17 protein-coding genes are annotated in these 25,530 nt (G+C 72.2%); 9 read left to right on the top strand and 8 right to left on the bottom strand.

What is annotated here, in order from left to right; all coding sequences use genetic code 11:
- Nucleotides 1–4: 4 nt before the first annotated feature.
- Together OO68_RS03855 and OO68_RS43700 are read left to right on the top strand one after the other, a co-directional pair.
- Nucleotides 5–1,099 (top strand): effector-associated domain EAD1-containing protein, encoded by a 1,095-nt coding sequence (locus tag OO68_RS03855; protein WP_033306651.1) that lies wholly within the window; start codon nucleotides 5–7, stop codon nucleotides 1,097–1,099.
- Nucleotides 1,092–5,495 (top strand): AAA family ATPase, encoded by a 4,404-nt coding sequence (locus OO68_RS43700; protein WP_051814392.1) that lies wholly within the window; start codon nucleotides 1,092–1,094, stop codon nucleotides 5,493–5,495. The genes OO68_RS03855 and OO68_RS43700 overlap by 8 nt, the downstream gene beginning before the upstream one ends.
- Before the next feature lie 27 nt (nucleotides 5,496–5,522).
- Here OO68_RS43700 and OO68_RS03845 read toward each other — a convergent pair whose 3' ends face one another.
- On the bottom strand, nucleotides 5,523–5,783 hold the full coding sequence (locus OO68_RS03845) for a hypothetical protein (RefSeq protein WP_033306650.1): 261 nt from the start codon (nucleotides 5,781–5,783) through the stop codon (nucleotides 5,523–5,525).
- Between the two features lie 6 nt (nucleotides 5,784–5,789).
- On the opposite strand from OO68_RS03845, the gene OO68_RS03840 reads away from it, so the two are divergent.
- The 4 genes from OO68_RS03840 to OO68_RS03825 all read left to right on the top strand — a co-directional run bounded on the left by OO68_RS03840 (nucleotide 5,790) and on the right by OO68_RS03825 (nucleotide 12,383).
- Nucleotides 5,790–8,012, top strand: coding sequence for a CHAT domain-containing protein (locus tag OO68_RS03840; protein WP_051814390.1), 2,223 nt, complete (start codon nucleotides 5,790–5,792; stop codon nucleotides 8,010–8,012).
- A 77-nt stretch (nucleotides 8,013–8,089) separates the two neighbouring features.
- Nucleotides 8,090–9,262, top strand: coding sequence for a hypothetical protein (locus OO68_RS03835; protein ID WP_051814389.1), 1,173 nt, complete (start codon nucleotides 8,090–8,092; stop codon nucleotides 9,260–9,262).
- The gene (locus OO68_RS03830; protein WP_209442538.1) at nucleotides 9,259–11,172 is read left to right on the top strand and encodes a caspase family protein; all 1,914 of its coding nucleotides are present in this window, start codon (nucleotides 9,259–9,261) and stop codon (nucleotides 11,170–11,172) included. Before OO68_RS03835 ends, OO68_RS03830 begins: the two co-directional genes overlap by 4 nt.
- 95 nt (nucleotides 11,173–11,267) lie before the next feature.
- On the top strand, nucleotides 11,268–12,383 hold the full coding sequence (locus tag OO68_RS03825) for a winged helix DNA-binding domain-containing protein (RefSeq protein ID WP_033306649.1): 1,116 nt from the start codon (nucleotides 11,268–11,270) through the stop codon (nucleotides 12,381–12,383).
- 101 nt (nucleotides 12,384–12,484) lie between these two features.
- Here OO68_RS03825 and OO68_RS03820 read toward each other — a convergent pair whose 3' ends face one another.
- The 3 genes from OO68_RS03820 to OO68_RS03810 all read right to left on the bottom strand — a co-directional run bounded on the left by OO68_RS03820 (nucleotide 12,485) and on the right by OO68_RS03810 (nucleotide 17,360).
- On the bottom strand, nucleotides 12,485–13,276 hold the full coding sequence (locus OO68_RS03820) for a S1 family peptidase (protein WP_033306648.1): 792 nt from the start codon (nucleotides 13,274–13,276) through the stop codon (nucleotides 12,485–12,487).
- A 202-nt stretch (nucleotides 13,277–13,478) separates the two neighbouring features.
- Nucleotides 13,479–16,331: a helix-turn-helix transcriptional regulator gene (locus OO68_RS03815; protein WP_033306647.1), complete on the bottom strand. Its 2,853-nt coding sequence runs from the start codon at nucleotides 16,329–16,331 to the stop codon at nucleotides 13,479–13,481.
- A 204-nt stretch (nucleotides 16,332–16,535) separates the two neighbouring features.
- Nucleotides 16,536–17,360: a helix-turn-helix transcriptional regulator gene (locus OO68_RS03810; RefSeq protein ID WP_033306646.1), complete on the bottom strand. Its 825-nt coding sequence runs from the start codon at nucleotides 17,358–17,360 to the stop codon at nucleotides 16,536–16,538.
- A gap of 125 nt (nucleotides 17,361–17,485) precedes the next feature.
- Here OO68_RS03810 and OO68_RS03805 point away from each other — a divergent pair, with 125 nt between their 5' ends.
- Both OO68_RS03805 and OO68_RS03800 read left to right on the top strand, forming a co-directional pair.
- The gene (locus tag OO68_RS03805) at nucleotides 17,486–19,165 is read left to right on the top strand and encodes an AMP-binding protein (protein WP_033306645.1); all 1,680 of its coding nucleotides are present in this window, start codon (nucleotides 17,486–17,488) and stop codon (nucleotides 19,163–19,165) included.
- Complete coding sequence (locus tag OO68_RS03800; protein ID WP_033306644.1) at nucleotides 19,162–20,748, top strand: AMP-binding protein; 1,587 nt, start codon at nucleotides 19,162–19,164, stop codon at nucleotides 20,746–20,748. Before OO68_RS03805 ends, OO68_RS03800 begins: the two co-directional genes overlap by 4 nt.
- Nucleotides 20,749–20,785: 37 nt before the next feature.
- Here OO68_RS03800 and OO68_RS03795 read toward each other — a convergent pair whose 3' ends face one another.
- Nucleotides 20,786–21,292, bottom strand: a complete 507-nt coding sequence (locus tag OO68_RS03795; protein WP_033306643.1) for a GNAT family N-acetyltransferase — start codon at nucleotides 21,290–21,292, stop codon at nucleotides 20,786–20,788.
- 39 nt (nucleotides 21,293–21,331) lie between these two features.
- Complete coding sequence (locus OO68_RS03790; RefSeq protein WP_033306642.1) at nucleotides 21,332–22,141, bottom strand: hypothetical protein; 810 nt, start codon at nucleotides 22,139–22,141, stop codon at nucleotides 21,332–21,334.
- A gap of 209 nt (nucleotides 22,142–22,350) precedes the next feature.
- On the opposite strand from OO68_RS03790, the gene gcl reads away from it, so the two are divergent.
- Nucleotides 22,351–24,135: a glyoxylate carboligase gene (gene gcl, locus OO68_RS03785; protein WP_033306641.1), complete on the top strand. Its 1,785-nt coding sequence runs from the start codon at nucleotides 22,351–22,353 to the stop codon at nucleotides 24,133–24,135.
- Nucleotides 24,136–24,228: 93 nt separating this feature from the next.
- Here gcl and OO68_RS03780 read toward each other — a convergent pair whose 3' ends face one another.
- Together OO68_RS03780 and OO68_RS03775 are read right to left on the bottom strand one after the other, a co-directional pair.
- Nucleotides 24,229–24,846, bottom strand: coding sequence for a hypothetical protein (locus OO68_RS03780; RefSeq protein WP_033306640.1), 618 nt, complete (start codon nucleotides 24,844–24,846; stop codon nucleotides 24,229–24,231).
- Between the two features lie 159 nt (nucleotides 24,847–25,005).
- The gene (locus tag OO68_RS03775) at nucleotides 25,006–25,242 is read right to left on the bottom strand and encodes a hypothetical protein (protein WP_033306639.1); all 237 of its coding nucleotides are present in this window, start codon (nucleotides 25,240–25,242) and stop codon (nucleotides 25,006–25,008) included.
- Between the last annotated feature and the right edge of the window lie 288 nt (nucleotides 25,243–25,530).

The raw sequence follows: 25,530 nt of genomic DNA, 5'->3' as shown, positions 1-25,530 counted from the left end.
CACAGTGGCGCTCCTGCTCGACCAGACCGTCTTCGCGTTCGACGATCCGCAAGCCCGCGAACTCCTGGACGTGCTGCTGAAGGTCCACGACAGAGAGGCCTCCGTCCGGCAGTTCGTCGCGGCCGTCGGTCTCCTCCCCGCAGCCATCGAATGGAGAGGACCCCTCACCGACATCTGGCCGCGCGTGCTGGAACACGCGGCCTCCGCACGCAAGTTGCGGGAACTGATTCAGGTCGTCGCGCAGCACCCGAACAGTGCCGAGTACGACATCTTCAAGGTGCTCCTGTCCCAGGAGCCGCCCGCGGCGGAGCGCGACCCCTGCGCGGCGCTGCTGGTCGGCGGCGGACGGACGAGGGCGTTCATCGACCGGGGCGAACTGCGCGCGACCCTGCGTGAGATGCTTGACGCCCCCGGTGGCCGGGTCCTGATCGTCGACGGTGACCGCAGGTGTGGCAAGACCTGGACGTGGTTCCTTCTCTGCCACGTACTCGGCAATCGCAAGATCACCCCTTACAAGATTGATCTGTCCGCGTACGTGCCGCCCGTCGAGGTGAGCGACATCGCTGCCGCGCTCACCGACCAGCTCGGCTGGGATCTGGGCCACGGTGACCCCTTCGCCTCCGAAGCCACCCACGTCAGACGGCTGGTGAACGTGGCCAAGCGGCACATGCGCGCCCTGTCGGAGGACCACTGGCTCGTCTTCGACGGCATGGTCGGGACGGCGCTGACCCCATCGGCCCTGCGGATGGTGGAGGGCCTCGCGGAAGCGGTGGTCGACGGGGAGACCGGTGACCGCCTCAACATGGTCCTCATCGCCTACGACGGACAACTCCAGCCGTCCGCCGATCCGTATGTGTGGCGCACGCACCTGGGCCCGATCGGTGTGGAGCACCTGCATGAGTTCTTCTGCTCGATCGCGGTGAGCGCCGGGGCGCGGATCGACCCGGCCGTCGCCGATCTCCTCGTCAAGGAGGTGCTGCGCGAGGCCACCGGCGGCGATCACGACCCCGGCCTGCCCCTGCCGCTCGAACGGATCTCCCATCTGGCCGCGCTCCGCGGCCGGCAGCTCTACCAGATGTACGGAGGAACAGGTGGCTGAGTCCTCACCCGGGAGGGAGATCACCGCGGACGATGTCCTGAACCTTCTGCGCTCGGCCCCTTCCGCCGGTGCCGTGTCCGGCGCCGATGACGCGGGACCGCAGCGGTGGGCGCTGCGGGAGAGGACGGTCCTGGTGAGCGCCTTCGACGCGGCCGAGCTGGAGGGAGACGGGCCCGCCGGACGCACGGCGGAAGCGGCCTTGCGTGAGTTCCTCTCACACGACTGCGAGCGGGTGACCACCCGTCAGGGCCGGCGCTGGCGACTGCTTCCGGCCGCGCGAACGACGACGCTGGAACGACTGGGCACCCCGGACCGCCTGCTGGCGGCCCTGCGCTCGGGGGTCGGGGCAGGACAGGACACCGCGCGGGACTGCGCTGAGCGGCTCCTGACCGGCACCGCGCGGCCGCTCGACGAACTGCGCCTGGAAGAGCTGCACGCCGCCCTCACCGTCGCCGGCTGGCTCGACGACGCGCCACGCGCCCGCGCCGCCCTGGCCGAACGATCCCTCACCCTGCCCGGCGTACAGGACATCAGCCGGCACATCGATCTGGCGAGACTCTTCCAGCCCTTGGACGCGCTGGCCGATGCCACGTTCTGCGGGCGCGAGCGGGAACTGGAGAAACTGGCCCGGCACGTCCGCACCGGTGCGGACGGCCCACCGGGGCGGCCTCCCTGGCTGCTGATCCACGGCCCCGGCGGCGTGGGCAAGTCCACCCTCGTCGCCCGTTTCGTGCTGGACGGCGTCACACGGGCTCGGCCGTCGCATGGGCGGCTCTACGCGTATATCCCCTTCGATCGCACCGACCTGGTGCCGGAGCAACCGCTCACGGTGCTGGGCGAAATGCTGCGGCAGCTGCGGGCACTGGTACCCGCACTCGACGGGCCCGCGGTGCCCGAGCTCCTGGGAGCGGTGCGCACCACCCTGCAGGCGGACAGCAGGGCGGAGGGCGAGCTGCGGGGTACCCTAGGCCCGAGAACGGGACGCCGGAGCGACGAGACGGCCCTCGTAGCCCGGTTCGCCCATCTGGTGACCAGCGTGCTGCATCCCGGAAACCGGCCGGTCCTTCTGGTCCTCGACACCTTCGAACAGGCCCAGCGGAAGGGGGCCTTCGCCCTGGCCCGGCTGCTGGACTTCCTCGAAGTCCTGCAGGACTCCTGCCCGTGGCTGCGGATCATCGCCGCGGGCCGTGCACCGGTCGACGACGGACGGTTCGCGCGCGTGCCGCTGGCGGGCTTCGATCCCGCCACCGCGGAAGGCTACTTGCGCCGGCTGCTGCCCGGCGGTGGCCGGGAGTACGAAGCCGCGCTGCAGACCGTCATCCGGACGGTCGGATCCGACCCGCTCAGTCTGAAACTGGCCGCAGACCTCTTCCGCAGGGAAGGGCCGCAAGCCCTGCGCGACGCGTCGCTGCGCCGCCAAGTGCAGCTGCGGCTCCAGCCGGAAGAGCGCCAGGGCATCCTCTACCGGCGCATCCTCGACCACTTGGAGGATCCGGGGCTGCGACGCATCGCCAGCCCGGGGCTCACCGTCCGCCGTGTCACCCCGGACGTCATCCGCCACGTACTGGCCGGACCGTGCGGTCTGGGAGAGGTCGACGAGCGACGCGCCCGAGCCCTGTTCCGGCGGCTCCGGGAAGAGGCGGCTCTCGTCGAGGAAACACCGGGGCGGGAAGCCGTCGTCCACCGCGCCGATGTGCGCCGCGTGATGCTGCCGATGCTGAGAGACGAGGGGCGCGCCCTCGTCCAGCGCATCCACCGCAAGGCGGTCGCCTACTATGCGGACCTGGCCGAGCGAGATCCCGTCAACGCCGTCGAGCACCGGGCGGAAGAGCTCTACCACCGGTTGTGCCTGGGGCAGTCGGCCAAGACGCTGGATCGCCGGTGGCTGATCGAAGCCGGCCCGCTGCTGGACTCCGCCCTCGAAGAACTGCCCGCTCGCGGCCGGATCTACCTCTCCGAACGGCTCGGCCTCACCGTCGCCCCCGACCTGCTGCGCCAGGCCGATGACGAGACCTGGGCACGGCAGGCGCTGCGCGCCGGCACCGCCTGCCTGGCTGAAGGCAGGGCCGAGGAGACCCTGCTCCTGCTGGACGAACGTCCGGACCACGTGGTTGAGGACCTCGCCCTGGCCGCACTGCGCATCCGCGCGCTGGCCGTGCTGGGCCGGATGGTGGAGGCGCGTCGGCTGGTCGAGCCGGCGCTCGAACTGGCCTCCCGTCTCTCCGACGCCCGGGGCTTCGTGGAGATCGCCGTGAGCGGCGCCCGGATCGACGAGGACCTCGGACACTTCGGTGCCGCGCGTACTCTTCTGCGCCAGGCACGCCGGGCGGCCGAGACCCCTGAGCTCGGCGAGGCACTCCCGCTGAGCGTCGCCGTGGCCGAACTGCGCCTGTACCGGCGGGAGGACCGCGCGGACACCGTGGAGGCACGGCGGCTGCGGGACGAGGTGGTGGAGCACGTCTCCCGGCTCGGCTCACGAGAGCGGGCCCGGCATCCCGCTCTCGTCCGTGAACTCGCCGCCGAGGTGGGCGATCACGTGCCGGAGCTGGTGTCACAGGCCGCCCGGCTGCTCGGAGTCGATGTCCAGGGCGCTTCCGGCAAGATCCTGCGGACGTCGCTCAGCGACGACGACGTACGAGACCTCGCCGAGGTGACACGGGCCGCGAAGAGGGAACCGGCCGCCCGGGGGGAGGACGACGACGAGACGGACACCGGGCAGGACGAGAGCTCCTCGACCTGGCTGGCCGGTCACAACAGCACCGTCCGTGGTGAGGTCGTCGGCGCTTACATCGACAGCCGCGCAGAGCGGCAACCGTCCTGGAACCACGCCCTGGTCAGCACCTACCAGTACGAGGTCGACCAGGCTTCGTACACGAGGAGCAGAACCGGCAGCCGGCCTGGCTCGGCCATCCCGATGCCGGGGGCAGCCCAGGACGCCGTGGTCGTGGTGCCCGGATTCATGGGCAGCGCTCTGGAGGACACGGAGTCCGGCAGGCTGCTGTGGGGACACGACGGCCTGACGGGCCTGTTCAGTACGTGGTGGCGGAACGCAGCCCGAGCTCTTGAGCTCACGGCGGACGAGCGCTCCGGCGACACCCGTCGCGTCCGTCCCGTCGGCCCCCTGCGGGCACCCGCCTGGGCGCCCGTCCTCGGTGGTCTGGAACCGTATGCCCACCTGCTGCGGACCGTCAGGGACTCCGCCGTCCATCCCGATGCCGTACTGGCGTTTCCCTATGACTGGCGCCTGTCCGCCGCACACAACGCGGCCCTCCTGACGCAGGCGGCCACCCGCCACCTGGAACGCTGGCGAGCCCATTCGGAGGTCGCCCGGACGGGCGGCAGAGCAGGATACGACGCACGCGAGCCGCGGCTGGTGTTCGTCGCCCACTCCACGGGCGGGCTCGTCGTCCGCGCGGCGATGGCCCGCGGCCTCGCCGAGGTCACGCGGCAGGTCCTGTGCTTGGGGACGCCCTTCCGCGGTGTCCCCAAAGCCCTGGAAATGCTGGGTCCTTACCGGAACTCCGGATTGGCGGCCGGGCATACCCTGGCGTTGCGGCAGGTCATGCGGACCCTGCCCGGCTTCTACGACCTGCTGCCCGACTACCGCTGCGTCGAGCACCACGACGGGGAGGTGCGACGCCTGGAACTCGACGACATCGGATGGCTGGGCGGCGACACGGCGCTCGCCAGGGATGCGATGCGCACCCGGCGCGACACGGACGCGGCTTCTCCGGTGTCACTCTTCCGGGCCGTGGTGGGCAGCGGACAGCCCACTGTGCAGAGCGTCCACCTCAGGGCAGACGGCACGGTCCACCCCCTGCTGAGTTCGGTGCGGACGCACAACGACGGGGAGCCCATCAGGGATCAGCACGGCAACCTCAGCCGCTGGGACCTCGGCGGCGACGGTGTGGTGCCCTGCCAGTCCGCGAGCTCGCCGACGCGCGCGGACTTCTTCGTCCCGGTCCAGTACGGCGCATTGACGATGCATCGCACTGTCCTGAACTGGGTGGAACTCATGTTGTCGGCGGAGCACGTGACCGAGGCCGTCCCCGGCTCGTCCGGACGAGGCCTCGCGCGCGCACTGTCGGACGACGGGGGCATCGGGCTGCCTTCGTCCGACCGGCACGAGCTTTCCCTGTCCTTGTCCGACCTCGTGGAGGCGGGGAAGAGCTGCATGATCCAGGTGCGCGGTGCATGGTCGCAGGTGTCCGTCCGATGCCGCCACATCGACAATCCGTCTCCGTTGCTCGTGGCTGTGGCACGCCAGTACGACGACGGGTATGCGGTCGCCGAGGTCACCTTCCCGGCGCCGGGGCTCTACCGGGTCGCGGTGGAGGAGGGCAACCGGTCCGCCAGCCGGGTCGTCCTCGTCGTGGACCCCGAGGATGGCGACTGACCGGACTTCCCTTTCGGCATATGTGGTTCAGCGGGAGGAATCGAGTCGGTATCCTCGTCCCTCTCGCCACCGCCCGACCCCGGACAGCAGGAGCGCGCCCTGGACGATCGTGCGCCGTCGACCGCCGCCCAGGCGGTCCATGCGTTCCTCACCGAGTCGTTCGACGGCCCGCTGCCGTTCCTCGCCGCCGTCGAGCGACGGCCGGAGCTCCTGACCGAGGAGGCCGAAGCGGTCCTCGACCGGCTCGTCGCGGACGCGGCGGCACGGGAGCGGAGCGATCCGCAGCACAGCAGCGTGCGGCTGACGCTCGAACGCGTCCGCAGAACCCTGCGGGACTGCCGTGCCCACGGCGTCGCCGCGGTGCGTGCTCAGGTGGCTTCCGGGGCGGACCCGGCGAGCGAGGCGATGCAGGTCACGCTGCAGTGGGCGGGGCTGCGGGATCCGGCGGAGCTGAGCACCGACCCGGCCATGATCGCTTGGCGGGAGGCGGGCATCCTGCAGTCGCTCGGACGCACCGAGGAGGCGATCGCTCATCTTCGGCGCGCGGTCCGGGCACTGCATGAGCGACGTGCTTACGACATGGAGGGTGAGGTCGAGTTCCAGCTGTGGGAACTCGTGCGCGGCGACCGTGCCACCGGTGACCTCGGCGCGGCCCTGCGTCACGCGGAGTTGGCGGAGGCCGCGTTCCGGAAGGCCGGCTCCGAAGGCGGGTTACGTCGGGCACTCGTCGTCCTGGCCATCGACTCGGACCTGCCGACCGCCCGGGTCGTCGGCAGGTCCGAGTTCTACCTGGACCGGCTGGCCGAGGTGGACGCCGACTACGGAGCCTGGTTCCGTTCCTACGTCCGCGGCACCAGGCTCCTGTGGTCCGCCTCCGAAGAGGCGGCCGAGGCACTGCGCTGGTGCATGGACTCCGTGCACCTGCTCAGCGACGACGCCGGGACACAGGCGCACTGGCGCAACGAGTGCGCCCGCAAACTGGTGGTCATCGACCCGAGCACACCGGTCGCCGAGGCGTCGCCCACGAGCGCCCACGACCAGTTTTTCGCCGCACTGCGCGCGTTCGACGGGCAAGCCGGTGACGTTGTGACGGCCGATCGTCTGCACCAGGCCGTCCGCACCGCCGAGGAAGACCGGCGCCACGTTCGCTCGGCCGCGACGCAACGCAGTCGGTCCGTGTCACTGGGCGCGATCTATCTCGAGGCAGCGGAGAGCTCCCAACGTGCCGGACGCCCGGTCGAGGCCCTCGACACGTTGGAGCGCAACACCAGCCGCAGCCTGCTCGGGCTGCTGACGCTGAACAGGCTCTGGGCCGACGCCGAGGCCCCGGCCACATCGCTGTCGACACAGTACAAACAGCAGGCGGTCCGCTACCTCGGCCAGTCCGCTGCCGACGCGGGAACGGGCGGGTCGCACAAGCAGTTGGGGACGGCACTGCAACGACTGCGCAGAGCGCTGTCGGACGACGACGAGCACGTCCTCACGACGGCTCTTCCGCCTTACCCTCGGTTCGGGCCGGCCTCGGCGGCCGCGCTGGCCGAGCGCCTTCCCCAAGACGACATCGTCCTCGTGTACACGCCGATCGGCCAGATCTACGGCATCACCCGCGACGGGGCCGACAACGTCGCGGCCTACGACGTCCAGGCCACGGAGCGCCTCTGCACCGACTACCACCGGCTCGCGACGTCCCCGGAATCGCACGACGACTGCTCCCGACTCGCGACGGTCTCTGCCGCCCTCGCCGCGGCCTGTGTCGACCCCGTTCGGAAGGTCGTCGCGGACCGGCGGCGCATCGTGATCGTGCCCTCCGGTGCGCTGTGGTCCGTACCGCTGGCCGTGCTCGATCCGTCGCCGCTGGGCGCCGGTCGCGCCGTTTCGTACGTGCCGAGCCTCTCGGTACTGCTGGCCATGCTGGAGCAGTCGCGCCACAGGCGCCGCGTCGAAAGGTTCGTCGGCGTCGGTGATCCGGACGGCAGCCTGCCGCACGCGGCGGCCGAGCTCGTCCACGCGGCCTCGGGCTTCTACGACCGAACGGTCCAGAGCGGTTCCGGTATCGACGAGGCGACGGTGCTCGCCGATCTGCCGGAGGCGGATGTCGTCCACTTCGCGTGCCACGGCATCACGTTCGACGGATATCCGGATCTGTCCGCCCTGCACATGACCGGGACGGGCGCCGATCGTCATCTGCTCTGGGCGCCCGACCTGGTGCGGCTTCAGCTGCGCGCCCGCCTGATCGTCCTGGCCGCCTGCCACTCGGGGCTGTCCCGGGCACTCCCGGGCAACGAGTACTCCGGCCTGCCCGGCGTCCTCCTCGCCTCTGGGGCGAGAGCGGTGATCGGTCCGCTGTGGCAGGTCGACGACCGGGTCACGGCCACGCTGATGCACCACTTCTACAACGGCCTGCGCCGGGTCGGTCCGGCGGCCGCCCTCCACCGTGCGCAGCAGGTCATACGTTCCGGACCGGACACCGCCCACCCCTACTACTGGGCGGCGTTCCAGTCGTTCGGACTGCCGTGAGCGGGAACGCCCGGCGAGACCGGGACATCGTGCCGCCCTCGCCCCCTTCATCGCAGGCGCGCCCTCCCGATGGCCTGGTGTTCGGCATCGACATCGAGGAGCTGTACTTCGACTTCGGTGAGGGGCATCGACACCTCAAGATGATCGTCGGGGCAGGCCAGGGGCCGCGCCTGCACGAGGACAAGGCCATTCGGGTCCGCAACACGATGTATTCGCTGCCCTCTTTGTCGACATTGGTCCCGCGTCTCGACGACCTGCTCGGACAGGAACACGAGAACCCGGCCACGGCGGTGGACCCCGTGCACGAGCGCTCCTTCGACTGCCTGATGGTGGACGTCCGCAACGCGCTGCCGGGCGATGCCGGGTTCTGGTACGACACCGGCGTCTTTCTGGCCCGTTTCTCCTTGTGCGTCATCATCGTCGCGGAGCCGCCGCAGGAACTGCCGGAGACCGACTTCGAGGGCACGTACCGAAGGGAACTCGCACGCGTCGTTCCTCTGTTGAAGCACGTGCTCCTGGTGCTCGTCTCCCGGGCGGCCTGGCTGCGGGCGTCGCCGGCGCTCCGCAAGCAACTCCTCGCCTTGCTCCGGCAACTCGGCGACTGGGACGGAGGCTCCGCGGACTGGTGCCGGACTGCGCGCGCACGTGCGGACCGGGTCTTCTCCGCCATCGGCATGACCCACTCCGGGACCTCGATCCTGCACGTGGTGAGCGCAGCCGGGGCCCAATCCGGGCGGACAGCGGACGAGCCCCCGACCGACGCGCCCGCGCCCGACATGGAATCGGAGTTCCGGCACCGGGAAAAGGAGCTGATGAAGGCGCTCCTGGCGGGCGAGGCCGAGGCCGTCGAGGAGGGTCTGCGCACCCTGGTGCAGACCGGCCGCAGAACGTTGGGTTCACGTCATCCCCTTGTACTCCTGGCTCAGGCAGACCTCTGCCTGGCCCTGCACGCACTGGGCCGGGTCCCCCTGTGCGTCGACCTGGCCTACGACACCGCGGACGAGGCCTGCCTTCACTTCGGAGAGCGACACGCGCTGACCGCGACGGTCTCCACGACCACCTGGTGGCTCCTGCACATCACGGGGCGCGCCACCGAGGCCGCGGAGTTCAAGGAAGCCCGGCTGGCCTGGCTGCCGGCGACCGACCCCGACGAACTCCCACCGGAGCTGGCCCAACTCCCCGGCATGCGCGCCGGGCCGACGGGGCGAGCGGGTGCAATACCAACGGAACCCAGGGAGCAGACATCGTGAGCGAACAACCGGCTTCTGCCGGAACCCGCCGGGCGCTGGTCATCGCCAGTCAGACCGGCGCCCTGACGGGATGCCACAACGACGCCGAGCTCGTGGTGGACCTGTTGGCGAAGCGCGGGTTCGACGTGAACCGGCTCCAGGAGGCGACGGCGTCGCGCAGCGGCATCCTCGGCGCCTACGAAGACCTCATCCGGGTGACGAAGCCGGGTGACAGCGTCGTGGTGTTCTACGCCGGCCACGGCAGCCGCTCGACCACCGTGACTCCCGGGATACCCGGAGAGTTGCGGTTCATCCTGCCGACGGACGTGGCTCGGACGGACGCGGAGGACTTCCGCGGAATTCTCGCGGAGGAACTGAGCGCCCTGCAATGGCGCCTGACGCTGCGCACACCCGACGTGACCACCGTTCTGGACTGTTGCTTCAGCGCCCGGATGGCGCGCGAGGGTGTGCGCGACGGGATGCAGGTCCGCGGGTGGGACGCGAAGTGGCCGAAGGCCGCTGTGGCACGCCGCTGGGACAGCGCGGGGGCGGAGTTCCGGCGGTTGCGTGACGAGCACCCCCATGAGGACTGGTTCGACGCCAACCCGCACGCGGTACGACTCGTTGCGTGCGGTTCGCACCAGCGCGCCTACGAGGACTACTCGTTCGACTTCGGCGGGTCGCACGGCCTGTTCACCGCCTCCCTGATCGCGGCGCTGCGGGCCGATGCGCACACGACCTGGCGGGCCGTCATGGACCGCGTCCGTCAGGAGGTCCTCGCCATGACACCGCTCCAGCGGCCCGAGGCGGAAGGGCCAGTCGACCGGATCCCGTTCACGCTCGGCGTGCGCCATACGGAGCAGCCCCACCCGGTACGGACGGACCTCGGCACCGGCCAGGCGTGGCTCGACGGCGCTCGGCTCCACGGGATCGGGCCCGAGGACCAGTTCCTGCTCTGCCGCGCGGGAAGCGCCCCCGATGAGTCGGTCGCGCCGGTCGTGCGGGTCACCCATCTGGTCGGGGACGCGGCCCTGCTGGACTCGGTCGACGGCCGGCCGGTACCGGACGGCTCCATGGCGCACCCGTGGCGAAGTGCGGGCCGTGATCTCGATGTGCGGGTCACCGCGGCCGACGGGACTCCCACGGAACCGGTCGTCGCCGCTCTCGCGGAGCTGCCCGGTATCGGGGTGCGGTCCGACGCCGCCGAGCACCCGACCGACATCGCCACCGTGGCACTCGCCGGTCCCACGTACATGCTCTACGACTCGACGGGCCTGCCGCTCTACCGGGCCCACCGCGCCCTGGAACCCGGCAGTCTCGCCGAACTCCGCGGCCACGTCCGGGATCTCGCCGCTTCGCTGCGGCTGCGGAGCCTGGGCGACGGTGTCGACGACCTGCCGGCACCGGTCGACTTGGCGGTGTCCGCCGGGGCGGGCCGTGTCACGGACGGCGCCCTGCTGCACCTGACCGACCGGTTGCGGGTGAGCGTCGCGCATGCCGGTACCTGCGGGGAGACCGTCTATGCCAACGTCCTCGACGTGGGTGTCGCGGGCCGCATCACCGTCCTGAACCAGGCGGAACCCGCCGGGATCACCCTCGACCCGGCAGAACGACGCGCGCTGGGCGAGGAGCCCGGGGGCCACGATCCGGGTATGCCCTTCCTATGGCCGGCGGGCGTGCCCGTCGAGTCCGCACGCTACGAGACGCTCATCGCGGTCTTCTCCGACGCCCCGCAGGACCTGCGGGCGCTCACTCGCGCTGGAGTCGGTGTCCGCGGCGGTTCACCGGTGTTCGAGGCACTCGCCCGCCTCGTCCATACCGGGACCCGCGAGATCGGCGGACGGCTCGGCTCCGTCCGCTACGCGGTCCGCCGGGTCACCTTTCTGCTGTGCCCGTGCGGCCCGGCCTGTTCCCGTACTGCGAAGTTCTAGCGTTCTCCGACGGGAGCGGTCGCCGGGCCGGGGGAAGCCGTGGCGGCCCGGAGTCGCGGACAGAACCTGTCCGCAAGCCCCGCTACCGTCCTCACATGACGAACACCAAGCGGAGCGTCACCGGCACGGCACCCCTGCTCGGCACGCGTGCCCTGAACCGTGCGACCCTCGACCGCCAGCTGCTCCTGCGCCGCGCCCGGCTGTCCGTCGCGGCGGCCGTCGAGCATCTGGTCGGGCTCCAGGCGCAGAACGTCAAGCCGCCGTACTACGCCCTCGCCGCCCGGCTCGACGGGTTCACCCCCGAGGCGTTGTCCCGGCTGATGGCGGACCGCGAGGCCGTCCGGATCGTCACGATGCGCTCCACCATCCACACCCACACCGCGGACGACTGCCTCACGCTGCGCCCGCTGGTGCAGCCCGCCCGGGACCGGGAGCTCGTCACGTTCCGCAAAGGACTCGCCGGTGTCGACCTGGAGCGGCTCGCCGCGATCGCCCGCGACCTCGTCGAGACCGAGCCGCGCACCATGACGCAGCTGCGCGAGGCCCTGCTCCGGGAGTGGCCCGACGCCGATCCGCAGGCCCTGGCCGTCGCCGCCCGCTGCCGCCTCCCGCTCGTGCAGGTGACGCCCCGGGGGCTGTGGGGACGCAGCGGGCAGGTCCGTCTCACCACCGCCGAGCACTGGCTCGGCCGGCCCGCGCGACCGGCCCCCGCGCCCGACGCGGTCGTCCTGCGCTATCTCGCCGCCTTCGGCCCGGCCTCGGTGCGGGACATGCAGGCCTGGGCCGGAATGACCCGGCTGCGCGACGCCTTCGAACGCCTCCGCCCGCAGCTCGTGACCTTCCGGGACGAAGCCGGCGTCGAACTCTTCGACCTCCCGGACGCCCCCCGCCCCGACCCGGAGACCCCCGCGCCGCCGCGCTTCCTCCCCGAGTTCGACAACCTGCTGCTCTCGCACGCCGACCGCACCCGCGTCGTCCCGCCCGAGCACCGGGGCCGTTCGTGGCAGGGGAACCTGGCCCACCGCACGCTCCTCGTCGACGGCTTCCTCGCGGGCCTGTGGCGGCTGGAGGAGGACGCGCTCGTGATCGAGCCCTTCGACCGCCTCGCCCGGGCCCGGCGGGACGAGGTCACCGCCGAGGGTGAGCGGATGCTGCGGGTCATGCACCCGGGGTCGTCGTACGACATCAGGTTCGGCGTCGTGCGTGGCTAGAGCCCGTCCCGGCATGGAGAGGGGGCGTTGCGGGCCGCTCGTGGAGGCCCGCAACGCCCCCTGGTCTTTCACCTGAGGGGTACTCAGGAGCTAGTGGGCGGTCATGAGTTGACCTGCGTCGTGACCAGGTTGGAGAAGGTGGTCAGCCGGGTGTAGACACCCGGGAAACCGGCCTGGGCGCAGCCTTCGCCCCAGGAAGTGATGCCTGCCAGGACGCCCCCGATGAGCAGGGGGCCGCCGCTGTCGCCCTGGCAGGTGTCCACGCCGCCGGAGGTCTTTCCGGCGCACACCATGTCGCTCTGCACGAAGTCGGAGCCGTAGGAGCTCGCGCAACTGGAGTCGGACACGGTCGGTACGGTCGCGGTGCGCAGCTGGTTGGAGCTGCTGCCGCCCGAGGAGGTGGTGCCCCAGCCGAGGATGCGGGCCGTGGTGCCGGCCGCGTACACCGAGGTCTGGGAGGAGGAGACGTACTTCGCCGGGGTGTACGGCATCGACGTCGACAGCGTCAGCACGGCCACGTCCTCGCCGTTGGTGGCGTCGGTGTAGTTCGGGTGGATCCAGATCTTGCCGACTCTGGCGACCGTGCCGTTGGTGCCGTTCAGGTAGGTGCGGCCACCGACGACGCGCACGCTGCTGGTCGTCTCGCCGACCATGCAGTGCGCGGCGGTGACGACCTTCGTGGGCGAGACGAGCGTGCCGCCGCAGAACTGGTTCTGTGAGGCGTCCGTGATCTGCATGACGAACGGGTACGCGGACGTCGTGGTGGTGGTACCGCCGACGATCGGCTGGGGCGCGGCGACGGCCGTGGGGGCGGCGAGCAGCGCGGTCGTGGCGGCGGCAGCGGTCGCCGCGGCGACGGCGGCGGCCTTCTTGGCAGCGTTGAGCCCGAACATGGGTCTCCTTGGGGAGTTGCCGGTGGGGGGTCGCGCGGGTGGTCGTGCACGGGGACCCTGACGCCTTTGTTCGGATCTCCGTGTGCCCGGCGAGCGGCACGCCCCAAAGCTAGAGCCCGGACGAGGGGGCTCCCAATGAGGGAACCCCCTAAGGGAGTTGGGCAGGGATAACCCTCGGTCCGGTCGCGTAAACCCAGGTGGGTCAGGTCGTCCGGCGGCCCGCGGCCAGCCGGACGATGTCCACCCGGGAGCGGATCCCGAGCTTGCGGTAGACCCGGGTGAGGGTCGCCTCGACGGTCTTGACGCTGATGAACAGGCGCGCCGCGATCTCCCGGTTGGTCGCGCCCTCCATCACCAGCGAGGCGACCTGACGCTCCATCGCGGCCAGCCCCTCCAGCGCGTCCAGGGCGACGGCCGGCGCGGCGGCGGGCGGTTCCGCCGCGGCGGAACCGGCCGTGGCCGCGGCGTCGACCTGCCGCAGCCACGGCAGCGCGCGGCAGCGCCGGAACAGCCGGGCGGCCTCGTCGTACGACGCCGGTCCCGGCAGAGGCCGCGCGCCGGTACGGGGGAAGGCGCCGGACTGGGCGCGCAGGCGGGCCAGCGCGAAGGCGGCCCGCGCCTCCTCCAGGCCGTACCCGAGCCGGCCGAGCCGGTCCTGCACGGACGTCAACCGGACGATGGCGGCCTCGTGTTCGCCCCGTGCCGCCCGCACCAGCGCCTCGGCCCGGTCCAGAACGGCCAGCACACTCTGCCGGCCCAGCCGCAGCGCGTGCGCCCGGGTCGTGTCGATGACGTCCTGGGCCTCGCCCGGCTCGCCGATGCGGACCAGCGCCTCGGCGAGGTCGCCGTGCCAGCGGCCGCGCCCGGGGTCGTTGATGCCGAGGCCCTGCTCCAGCTCCCGCACCCGGCGCAGCGAACGGACGGTGGCGGCCGGGTCGCCGGCCACCAACTGGGCGTAGCCCAGCGCCGCGAGGGCCCGGGACAGGTACATCTGGTCGCCGTCGACCTCGGCGTGGTCCGCCGCCTCCCGGGCGAGGGCCAGCGCCCGGTCGACGTCCCCGGCGGACGCCTCCGCGAGGGAGGCGAGCATGGCCGAGGCACCTTCGCCGATCCCGGAGTCCCGGGCCAGCCGCAGGCTCTCGCGGGCCAGGTCCAGGGCCCGGCCGCAGTGCCCGGAGCGCAGTTCCGTGTCGGCGAGGAAACGCAGGAAGTGCACCTCGCTCTCGACCATCCCGCGCCGGCGCACCTCGCGCAGCAGCGAGGTGATCGTCGCCCGCGCCTCGGGGAGCTGGTCGCTCATGATCAGCCAGCGGAACCGGGCCGACCCGGCGCCGTTGTGGTGGCAGGCCACGTAGGGGTCCTGGGGTTCCTTCAGCGCCCGTTTGACGGTCGCGGGGGCGTCCGGGTGGCCCATCAGGGTCTCGGTGGAGGCCTGGAAGGACAGCGCCATCAGCTCGGTCCGGCGGTCACCGCCCCGGGCGGCGAGCTCTGCCGCGTGCGCCGCCTCCTGGCGGGCCTCGGCGAAGTCGCCCTCGACGACCAGGCCGCGCCAGGCCAGCTGGTAGTACACCTGCGCGAGCAGGCAGGGGTCGTCGCCCGCGTCGGCCAGGACCTGCGGGAAGACGGCGTCGACCTCGCCGAGGGCCTGCCCGGCCGCCTCGATGACGACCATCCACGCCCGCACCCGCTCCGCGGGCACGGTGGCACGCGTCAGTACGTCACGTGCGATGTCGCGGGCGAGATCGGCCTCGCCGGCGGTGATCGCGTCCTCCGCTGCCTGCAGACGGCGTTCGTCGGGGCCCGGGGTGCTGTCCACCGGGGTGTGCCGGGCGGCGAGCAGCCCGAGCGAGGCGGCCACGGAAGGGGCGCCGCGGTCCCGGGCCAGCGCACCGGCCTCGGCGAGCCGGGCCGCCACGTCCGGGTCGGTGCCGGTGGTGGCCAGGGCCAGGTGCCGGGCCCGCTCGATCGGGTCGGATGCCGCCGTGGACAGCGCGGCGTGCACGGCCCGCCGCTCCTGCGCCGGGGCCTCCGCGTACAGCGCCGCCGAGATCAGCGGGTGCGCGAACCGCAGGGCCGGCGCCTCGGGGTCCGTGGCGAGCAGCCCCAGGGCGGCCGCCTGGGCCGTCTCGGCCTCGGCGTGCTCCCGGCCGGCCGCGTGCAGCAGCGCCAGGGTGGGGCGGGCGCCGGCGCTGGCCACCAGGAGGGTGCGGCGCGCCTCGTCCGACAGCATCTCCAGCCGGCTCAGCACCAGGGCCCGGAGCGAGGTGGGCACCGGCAGCGGCTCGCCCGGGCGCGGCCGGGCCGGGCTCTCGGCCAGGGCCCGGCCCAGTTCCAGCGCGAAGAGCGGGTTGCCGCCACTGGTGCGGTGGATGTCGCGGATCGTGGAGCGCGACAGGGGCGTGTAGCCGCGGTGGTCGAGCAGCGCCGAGACCTGCGTACGGTTCAGCGGGCCCAGCCGGACGGCGAGCGTGTCGGGCGGGGACGCCGGCAGGTGCCGGTCGTACTCCTGGCCCTCGGTCCGCACCGCGCACAGCATCTGCACGGGCGTGTCACCCAGCCGGCGGGCCGCGAAGCCGAGCAGTTCCGCACTGGCGGCATCCAGCCACTGGAGATCGTCGGCGACCACCAGTACCGGGCCCTTCGCGGCGAGGACGCGCAGCGCCGACAGCACCGCCAGGCGCAGTGCGAGCCCGTCCCGCTGGAGCGTGGACTCGCCACGTCCGGTCAGCGCCGACTCCAGGGCGGTGCGCTGGGCGCCGGGCAGCGCACCCGACACGTCCTCCAGGACCAGCCCGAACAGGTCGGCCAGCGCCAGGAAGGGCAGGTGGGATTCCGACTCGGTCGCCGAGCAGCGCAACACCGTCCGCGCCGCACCGCCGTAATCCGCGGCCAGCGCCCGCAGGACCGTGGACTTTCCAATTCCGGCCGGACCGTGGAGCAGCACACTGCCGCCCCGGCCGAGCTGCTCACGGGCCGAGGTGAACAGTTCCTCCCGGCCGATGACCAGGTCGGGGCGGCTCCTGGGAGGCTCCTGGAAGTCCCGTCGCACGGTCACGGCTCCCCTCCCTGTGTCGTGTCCTGGCCAATATTAGGCAACGGCTCTTTGAATTTCGGAGGGACGGTGTGGTGAGGGAAATTACAACAGGTGCCGGCGGGCGAATTCATCGGTCTCCCGAATGCGGCGGGACACGAGGCCGGTGCCCCGTCGGGAACCGTCCGGCAGCTCGAATCAGCACGTGCGACAGAAAACACCACAAACCTACGGCAACCACCCCGCCCGGCGCGCGGCGACCACGGCCTCGCCACGGGTGCGGGCCCGCAGCTTCCGCATGGCCGACCGCAGGTACCCCTTGACGGTCTCCGGCGTCACGCCCAGCCGGTCGGCCGCGACGGCGTTCGTCGCACCCGCCGCCACGCACGCCAGGACGTCCACCTCGCGCGGCGCCAGCCGGACCCGGACCGGCCCGCCGCACTCGGCCGTCGGTCCCGCGGATTCGGCCGTCAGCAGCGCGCACGCGCCGAGCAGCTCCGCCCGCAGCTCCGGGTCCGCGATCCGCCCCGCCAGCGCCCGCAGGGCCGCGTGCGCCTCCCGCACCTGCTCCCACCCCGGACCCGCCCCGGCGACGAGCGTGCCGGCCTCGTCCCGGACCACCAGCGCCCGCTCCACGTCCCGCGCCGCCTCGACCGCCGCGTCCAGCATCCGGCCGCCCAGCGGCAGGGCCGTGCGCAGCGCCCCGTACAGCACCCCGCGCACCCGGTGCCGCACCACCACCGGCACGGCCAGCACCGAGCGCAGCCCCTCCGCGGCCACCGGGGCGTCGTACTCGTGGCTGATCTGCCGCGACGCCGAGTAGTCCGTCACCACGCACGGCCGGGACAGCGCCACCGTCTTGCCGCCCAGACCGGTGCCGGACGTCACCACCAGCGACCGCAGGGCGTGCGTCGCCGTGCCGCTCAGTTCGGTGATGCGCATCTGCTGCCCGGCCTCCAGCAGGCCGCCGAAGGCGATCGGAAGGCCGGTGCCCCGCCGCAGACGCAGCAGCGCGTTGCGCATCTCGACCGCGTCGGACGCGTCTGTCGTCACCTGATCGCCCCTTCACTACGGTTCCTGCGCGGGCGCACCCCCCGTTCGGGGGTAGTGAGACCTGCATCACGGATTACACGATGGCTCGGAGCCGCCCGGCAATGGTCCGGCACCCAGGAGGACAGATGACATCGGCGACGGCACTGTTCCGCGACGCGCGGGATTTCCTGCTGGAGCACCGCGAGGACTACCCGACGGCCTACGCGGGCTTCCGCTGGCCCCGCCCCGAGTACTTCAACTGGGCGCTCGACTGGTTCGACGAGATCGCCGACGGCAACGCCCGCACCGCCCTCCACCTCGTCGAGGAGGACGGCCGCGAGACCCGGCTGTCCTTCGGGGAGATGTCGGTACGGTCGGCGCAGTTCGCCACCTGGCTGCGCGAGCTGGGCGTGCGCGCCGAGGACCGGATCCTCGTCATGCTCGGCAACCAGGCCGAACTGTGGATCACCGCCCTCGCCGCGATGAAGCTGCGCGCGGTGGTCATCCCGGCCACCCCGCTGCTGGGCCCCGCCGACCTGCGTGACCGCGTCGAGCGCGGCCGGGTCCGGCACGTCATCGCGCGCCCCGAGGACACCGGGAAGTTCGCCGAGGTCCCGGGCCACTACACGCGCATCGCCGCAGGCGCCGCCGGTGCCGTGCCGGACGGCTGGCTGCCGCTGGACGACGCCTACGGCGCCTCCGCCGACTTCACCCCCGACGGCCCCACCCGGGCCGACGACCCGCTGATGCTCTACTTCACCTCGGGCACCACCGCCCGGCCCAAGCTCGTCGAGCACACCCACACGTCGTACCCGGTCGGCCATCTGTCCACCATGTACTGGATCGGACTGAAGCCCGGCGACGTACACCTGAACATCTCCTCACCCGGCTGGGCCAAGCACGCCTGGTCCAACCTGTTCGCCCCGTGGAACGCCGAGGCGACCGTCTTCCTGCACAACTACACGCGTTTCGACGCCGTCCGTCTCATGGCCGAGATGGACCGGGCGGGCGTCACCACCTTCTGTGCCCCGCCGACCGTGTGGCGCATGCTCATCCAGGCCGACCTGACGCAGCTGCGCACCCCGCCCCGCGAGGTCGTCGCGGCCGGCGAGCCGCTCAACCCGGAGGTCATCGAGCAGGTCCGCCGGGCCTGGAACCGCACCATCAGGGACGGTTTCGGCCAGACCGAGACGGCCGTGCAGGTCGCCAACAGCCCCGGCCAGCCGCTCAAGACCGGCTCCATGGGCCGGCCGAGCCCCGGCTATCGCGTCGAACTCCTCGACCCGGTGTCCGGCGCGCCGGGCGCGGCGGAGGGCGAGATCGCGCTCGACCTGTCCGACCGCCCCGTCGGCCTGATGACCGGCTACCACGGCGACGCGGACCGCACGGCGGAGGCGATGGCGGGCGGCTACTACCGCACGGGAGACGTCGCTGCCAGGGATGAAGAAGGCTGTCTGACCTATATCGGGCGAAGTGACGACGTCTTCAAGGCCTCCGACTACAAGATCAGCCCGTTCGAGCTGGAGAGCGCGCTGCTGGAGCACGACGCGGTCGCCGAGGCGGCGGTCGTGCCCGCCCCGGACGAACTGCGGCTCGCCGTCCCGAAGGCCTACGTCGTCCTGGCGGAGGGCTGGCAGCCCGGCCCCGACACGGCCAAGGTCCTGTTCGAGCACTCCCGCGAGACGCTGGCCCCCTACAAGCGCATCCGCCGGCTGGAGTTCGGCGCCCTGCCCAAGACCGTCTCAGGCAAGATCCGCCGGATCGAGCTGCGTGAGGCCACGGCGGCCGGGTCGGACGCCGAATACCGCGAGGAGGACTTCCGGTGAACTCCTACAGCCACGGCACCGGCCGGACGGCGCTGCTCGGCGACACCATCGGAGCCAGTCTGGACCGGGCGGTGGCCGCCTGGCCGGACCGCGAGGCCCTGGTCGACGTGCCGTCCGGACGGCGCTGGACGTACGCCGAGTTCGGTGCGGCGGTCGACGAGCTGGCCTCCGCCCTGCACGCCTCCGGGGTGGCCAAGGGCGACCGGGTGGGCATCTGGGCCGTCAACTGCCCCGAGTGGGTGCTCGTCCAGTACGCCACCGCCCGCATCGGCGCGATCATGGTGAACATCAACCCGGCGTACCGCACCCACGAGGTGGAGTACGTCCTCAAGCAGGCCGGCGTCTCCCTGCTGTTCGCCTCCCTCGGTCACAAGACCAGCGACTACCGGGCGATGGTCGAGCAAGTCCGCGGTCGCGTACCGGAGTTGCGGGAGGTGGTCTACTTCGGCGATCCGGGCTGGGAGGCGCTGCTCGGCCGGGCGACCCCCGACGCGGCGTACGCCGAACTCTCCTGCGACGACCCGATCAACATCCAGTACACGTCGGGCACGACGGGCTTCCCCAAGGGCGCGACCCTCTCCCACCACAACATCCTCAACAACGGATACTTCGTGGGGGAGTTGATCGCCTACACCGAGCAGGACCGGATCTGCATCCCGGTGCCCTTCTACCACTGCTTCGGCATGGTGATGGGCAATCTCGCCGCCACCTCGCACGGCGCCTGCATGGTCATCCCCGCCCCGTCGTTCGACGCCAAGGCCACCCTGGACGCGGTCCAGCAGGAGCGTTGCACCTCGCTCTACGGCGTCCCGACCATGTTCATCGCCGAGCTGAACCTCCCCGACTTCGCCTCCTACGACCTCTCCTCCCTGCGCACCGGCATCATGGCGGGCTCGCCCTGCCCGGTGGAGGTGATGAAGCGGGTGGTCGCCGAGATGCACATGGCGGAGGTCTCCATCTGCTACGGCATGACCGAGACGTCCCCGGTGTCCCTCCAGACCCGCCGGGACGACGACCTGGAGCACCGCACCGGCACGGTCGGCCGGGTCCTGCCGCACATCGAGGTCAAGATCGTCGACCCGGCGACGGGGGTCACGCAACCGCGTGGCACGGCAGGTGAGTTGTGCACCCGCGGCTACAGCGTGATGCTCGGCTACTGGAACGAGCCGGAGAAGACCGCCGAGGCCGTCGACGCCGGCCGCTGGATGCACACGGGCGACCTCGCCGTGATGCGCGAGGACGGCTACGTCGAGATCGTCGGCCGCATCAAGGACATGATCATCCGGGGCGGGGAGAACATCTACCCCCGCGAGATCGAGGAGTTCCTCTACGGCCACCCGAAGATCCAGGACGTCCAGGTCGTCGGCGTCCCGCACGAGCGCTACGGCGAGGAGGTTCTGGCCTGCGTCATCGCCCGCGACCCGGACGACCCGCCGACCCTGGAGGAGCTGCGAGCCTTCTGCGAGGGGCAGTTGGCGCACTACAAGGTGCCGGCCCGGGTACGGATCCTCGACTCCTTCCCGATGACGGTGTCCGGGAAGGTACGCAAGGTGGAGCTGCGGGAGAGGTTCGCGGACGGCTGAGGGGCGGCGTGCGGCGGTGCGGAGGCCTGCCCGCCCGTCACAGCGGTGCGCGCATGCACACCCGCGGCCAGCGGTCCAGGCCGTGTGCGGCCTCCGTGGCGCGGATCGCGCGGAGGCCGGGCGTGAGGTCCTCCTCGGGGATCGGGCGGAAGCCGAGGCGCTCGTAGTAAGGGGCGTTCCACGGGACGTCCGCAAAAGTCGTCAGTGTCAAGGAGGTCAGCCCTTCCTCGCGGGCGCGGTCGGCGGCGTGGGCCAGGAGGGCGCGGCCAACGCCCCGGCGTGCGGCCCGCGGGTGGACCGAGACCTGCTCGATGTGCAGGGCGCCGTCGACCGGTTCGGCGAGGAGGTAGGCGACCGGCCGGTCCTCCGGGCCGGCGGCGACCCAGCAGCGGCCCGCCCTGCGGTAGTGCTCCAGGACGTCGAGGGCGGGCGGCTCGTCGTCGGCGATCTCCGGCATGCCGAGGTCGCGGAAGGGGGCGCCGGCGGCCCGTTCGATGTCCTGGAGGACGGGGGGTTCGGCCGGGGTCGCGGGGCGGATGCGCATGCGGTGAGTATGCGGTGAGTGTGCGGCGCGGTGGCGTGGTCAGGGGGCCCGTTTTGCGGAGCCGGTCGCGGCCAGCGCCTCGGCCGGGGCGTTCACCGGCCTCGGTGTGCCGGTGAGGTCCAGGACGAACAGCGGGACGCCCAGGGCATCGGCACGGGCCCGGGCGTCGTCGGCGTACCCGGCGAGGGAGAAGTAGAGGCCGTCCGCGGACTCGGTCATGGCCGTCAGCCACAGGCACTCCACTTCCCGCAGACCCGCCGGGCGCACGGCGGGGTCCACCTGCGCGACGACACCGCGGGCGGCCAGTCCGATCCCGGACGGGGGCCGCTGATCCGCCCGCCGGACACCCCGGTACCCGAGCCAGCGCAGATACAGCGCGGTGGCGGTGACGGCGTCGAGGGCGGTGCGGATGGTGACGGAGCGGAAAGGGGGCCGGGCGGCCGCCGTCGGCTCCCGGCCGCCCCCGGCCGGCGACATCTCCCGGGCGGATGTCTCACCCCGGCCCACCGCCGCAGTCCGGCCGGTCCCCGTGCTCTCGGTCGGCGGCGTTCCGTCGGCCGCCGCCTCCTCGTCCCCGGTGCCGCCCCGGCCCTCCACCACCGCCACCCGCAGCACCACCCCGCACGCGCACCCCACCTCCGGGTGCGGCCACTCGCCGGGCCGCCCGCAGGAGCCGCATCGCACCGTCACCCATTCGTCCTGCCAGACGCGGTGCGAGACGGGCGTCGGCGAGCCGTCGCGGTCCAGTCGCGGGGCGACCGGCGCGCCGCACGCGCAGGGGTACGCGGGAGCCGTGTAGCGGTGCTCGCGGCGGCAGGCCGGGCAGCGCACCGCAACGGTCTCGGTCATGGCCACTCCAGAACCGTGTCGCGTCGGGACAGCGTGCCCATCGTGCTCCCTCGCTCCCCGCCCTGTCCGGAGCTTGGCGTCTCTTGACGCCCCTCGCCCGCCCCGCATACATTCCTTCCAGATAGTAGAAAATAAATTCCGCAATACGGAAGAGCTTACCGCGGGGCGCGACGGGAGTGCGAATCCGACAGCCGAAGCAGGAGTACTCGATGGCTCGAATGACCGCTGCCCGCGCGGCAGTTGAGATCCTCAAGCGTGAGGGCGTCGCCGACGCGTTCGGTGTCCCCGGCGCGGCGATCAATCCGTTCTACGCGGCGCTCAAAGCCTCCGGCGGCATCACCCACACCCTCGCCCGGCACGTCGAGGGCGCCTCGCACATGGCCGAGGGCTACACCCGCACCCACCCGGGCAACATCGGCGTCTGCATCGGCACCTCGGGCCCGGCCGGCACCGACATGATCACGGGCCTGTACTCCGCGACCGGCGACTCCATCCCGATCCTGTGCATCACGGGCCAGGCCCCGACCGCCGTGATCCACAAGGAGGACTTCCAGGCCGTCGACATCGCCTCCATCGCCAAACCGGTCACGAAGATGGCCGTCACCGTGCTGGAGGCCGCGCAGGTCCCGGGCGTCTTCCAGCAGGCCTTCCACCTGATGCGCTCCGGCCGCCCCGGCCCGGTCCTCATCGACCTGCCGATCGACGTGCAGCTGACGGAGATCGAGTTCGACCCGGAGACCTACGAGCCGCTCCCGGTCTACAAGCCCGCCGCGACCCGCGCCCAGATCGAGAAGGCGATCGGGATGCTCAACGCGTCCGAGCGGCCGCTGATCGTCGCGGGCGGCGGCATCATCAACGCCGACGCCGCCGAACTCCTCGTCGAGTTCGCCGAACTGACCGGCACCCCGGTCGTCCCGACCCTGATGGGCTGGGGCCTGCTGCCCGACGACCACGAGCTGAACGCCGGCATGGTCGGCCTCCAGACCTCGCACCGCTACGGCAACGCCACGTTCCTGGAGTCCGACTTCGTCCTCGGCATCGGCAACCGCTGGGCCAACCGCCACACCGGCAAGCTCGACGTCTACACGGCCGGGCGGACGTTCGTCCACGTCGACATCGAGCCCACCCAGATCGGCAGGATCTTCGCCCCCGACTACGGCATCGCCTCCGACGCCCGGGCCGCCCTGGAGCTGTTCGTCGAGGTCGCCCGCGAGCTGAAGGCCGCCGGCGCGCTGCCCGACCGCTCCGCGTGGGCCGAGGCCGCACAGGAGCGCAAGGCGACCCTCCAGCGGCGTACGCACTTCGACGACATCCCGATCAAGCCGCAGCGCGTCTACGAGGAGATGAACAAGGCCTTCGGCCCGGAGACCCGGTACGTCTCCACGATCGGCCTCTCGCAGATCGCCGGCGCCCAGATGCTGCACGTCTACCGGCCCCGCCACTGGATCAACTGCGGTCAGGCGGGCCCGCTCGGCTGGACCATCCCGGCCGCGCTCGGCGTCGCCAAGGCCGACCCGGAGGCGTCCGTCGTCGCCCTCTCCGGCGACTACGACTTCCAGTTCATGCTGGAGGAGCTGGCCGTCGGCGCGCAGCACCGGATCCCCTACGTCCACGTCCTGGTGAACAACTCCTACCTGGGGCTGATCCGCCAGGCGCAGCGGGCGTTCGAGATCGACTTCCAGGTCAACCTGGAGTTTGAGAACCTCAACTCCCCGGAGCTCGGCGTCTACGGCGTCGACCACGTCAAGGTCGCCGAGGGCCTCGGCTGCAAGGCCATCCGCGTCACCGACCCGGCGGAGCTGGGCGATGCCTTCGAGCAGGCCAAGAAGCTGGCCGCGGAGCACCGGGTCCCGGTCGTCGTCGAGGCGATCCTGGAGCGCGTCACCAACATCTCCATGTCGACGACCAACGACATCGGCAACGTCGTGGAGTTCGAGGAGATCGCCACCGAGCCCGGCCACGCGCCGACCGCGGTCCGGACGCTGAAGGCCTGACGCACAGCGGAGCCAGAGGGGCGGCCCGTCCATGAGGACGGACCGCCCCTCAGGCATCTCCCGTGCCGCCTGCCCGCAGCCGCACGCACCGGGTCAGCTCCCTCCGCCTCCGCAGCCGCCCCCGCCGCCACCGCAGTAGTGGTAACCCCCGCCCCCGCCACCCCGGCCGCGTGGTGAGTTCTTCAGGAGGCTCTTGCCGCCCACCTCGGCTCGGCGGACCAGACCCGCCCGCAGGGCGAAGCGCGGCACCAGCAGCCGCAGGGCCGCCTCGCCGTGCAGGGCGACCAGCAGCAGCCGTTCACCGTCGCTCAGGCCGTGCCTGCTCGCCGGCAGGGGGTGGTCCTGTCGCAGGCCGCGGACGTGGCGGCGGGCGGCGCGGGTCGGCCCGAGCAGGGGATAGCGCAGCAGCCCCGCCTCCGCGAGCGGGATCCGCATGAGGGCCACCGCGAGCCGGATGTCCGAATCCTTCACGAGGCTCTTTTGGGCGGCCGGCTCGCGCAGCCGGGCGCGCACCGCGGCCGCGAGAGGAGAAGGCGGCCGCACCGCCTCCAAGCCGTCCGCGGCACGCGCCCGGATCGTCCCGGGCAGGTCCGCCTCCACCAGGCCCCGCAGACGCAGCTCCACCACGGCGACGGTGACGGCGGCCCGCGGGCCTTCCCCCAGCAGTGCGATCTCGTGCGGCTCCAGCCGGACCGCCGTACCGTCGCTCATGGCCTCACCCCCCGTACCGGGGCCCGCCGCCCCCGTGCCGACGGGCCCCGTGTGACGAGAATGTGCCCGGCCCCGGGGGCGGTTGAAGCCCCCGGGGCCGGGTTCAGAGGTTCATTTGAGGGTGCCGTACGGGACGTACGGCCGGTGCCGTAGACGCGCTCACGCCTCGTGGTGCTCCGACAGCCCCGGCCAGTCGTCCGGCCCGCCGCCCTGCCACTCGACGAGGTCGCTCTCGGCGACGTCGGTCACGTACAGGTCGGCCAGGCGCAGGATCTCGGAGACGTCGTCGGCGTGGGTCGCGACGCCCAGCGGCTCCTCGCCCAGGGTGACCCGGCGCGAGCCGTCCAGGGCGGGGGCGTGAACCACGACATGCGGGTGTTCGGTGGGAGGTGCCATGCCTTCAGGCTGCTGCGAACGGGACGGTTCCGCACCCCGGGGAGGCAGGCCGTCCGGCGGCGCGAGGCTGGGCGCGACAGGACGTTCGCGCCGCCGGACGGAGTCGGGGGGAGAGGGGTGGGCGGTGCTGGGACCGCGGCGGGTGCGACGGGCTCCGGGGCCGGCCTCCCTCAGGTCGAGAAGCCGGGCCGGGCCCTTCACCACCGCACTGGCTCGCACGCCGCCGCGGTCCGCGCCCTGACCGTGTCCGTGCCCGGGGGACCACCCCTCATCCGGGTCGCCCCGGGC

It is taken from the genome of Streptomyces iakyrus, assembly GCF_000717055.1.
Classification (GTDB): domain Bacteria; phylum Actinomycetota; class Actinomycetes; order Streptomycetales; family Streptomycetaceae; genus Streptomyces; species Streptomyces iakyrus.
The sequence above is the reverse complement of the archived record's forward strand: the minus strand, read 5'-3'. Positions and strand labels throughout refer to the sequence as shown.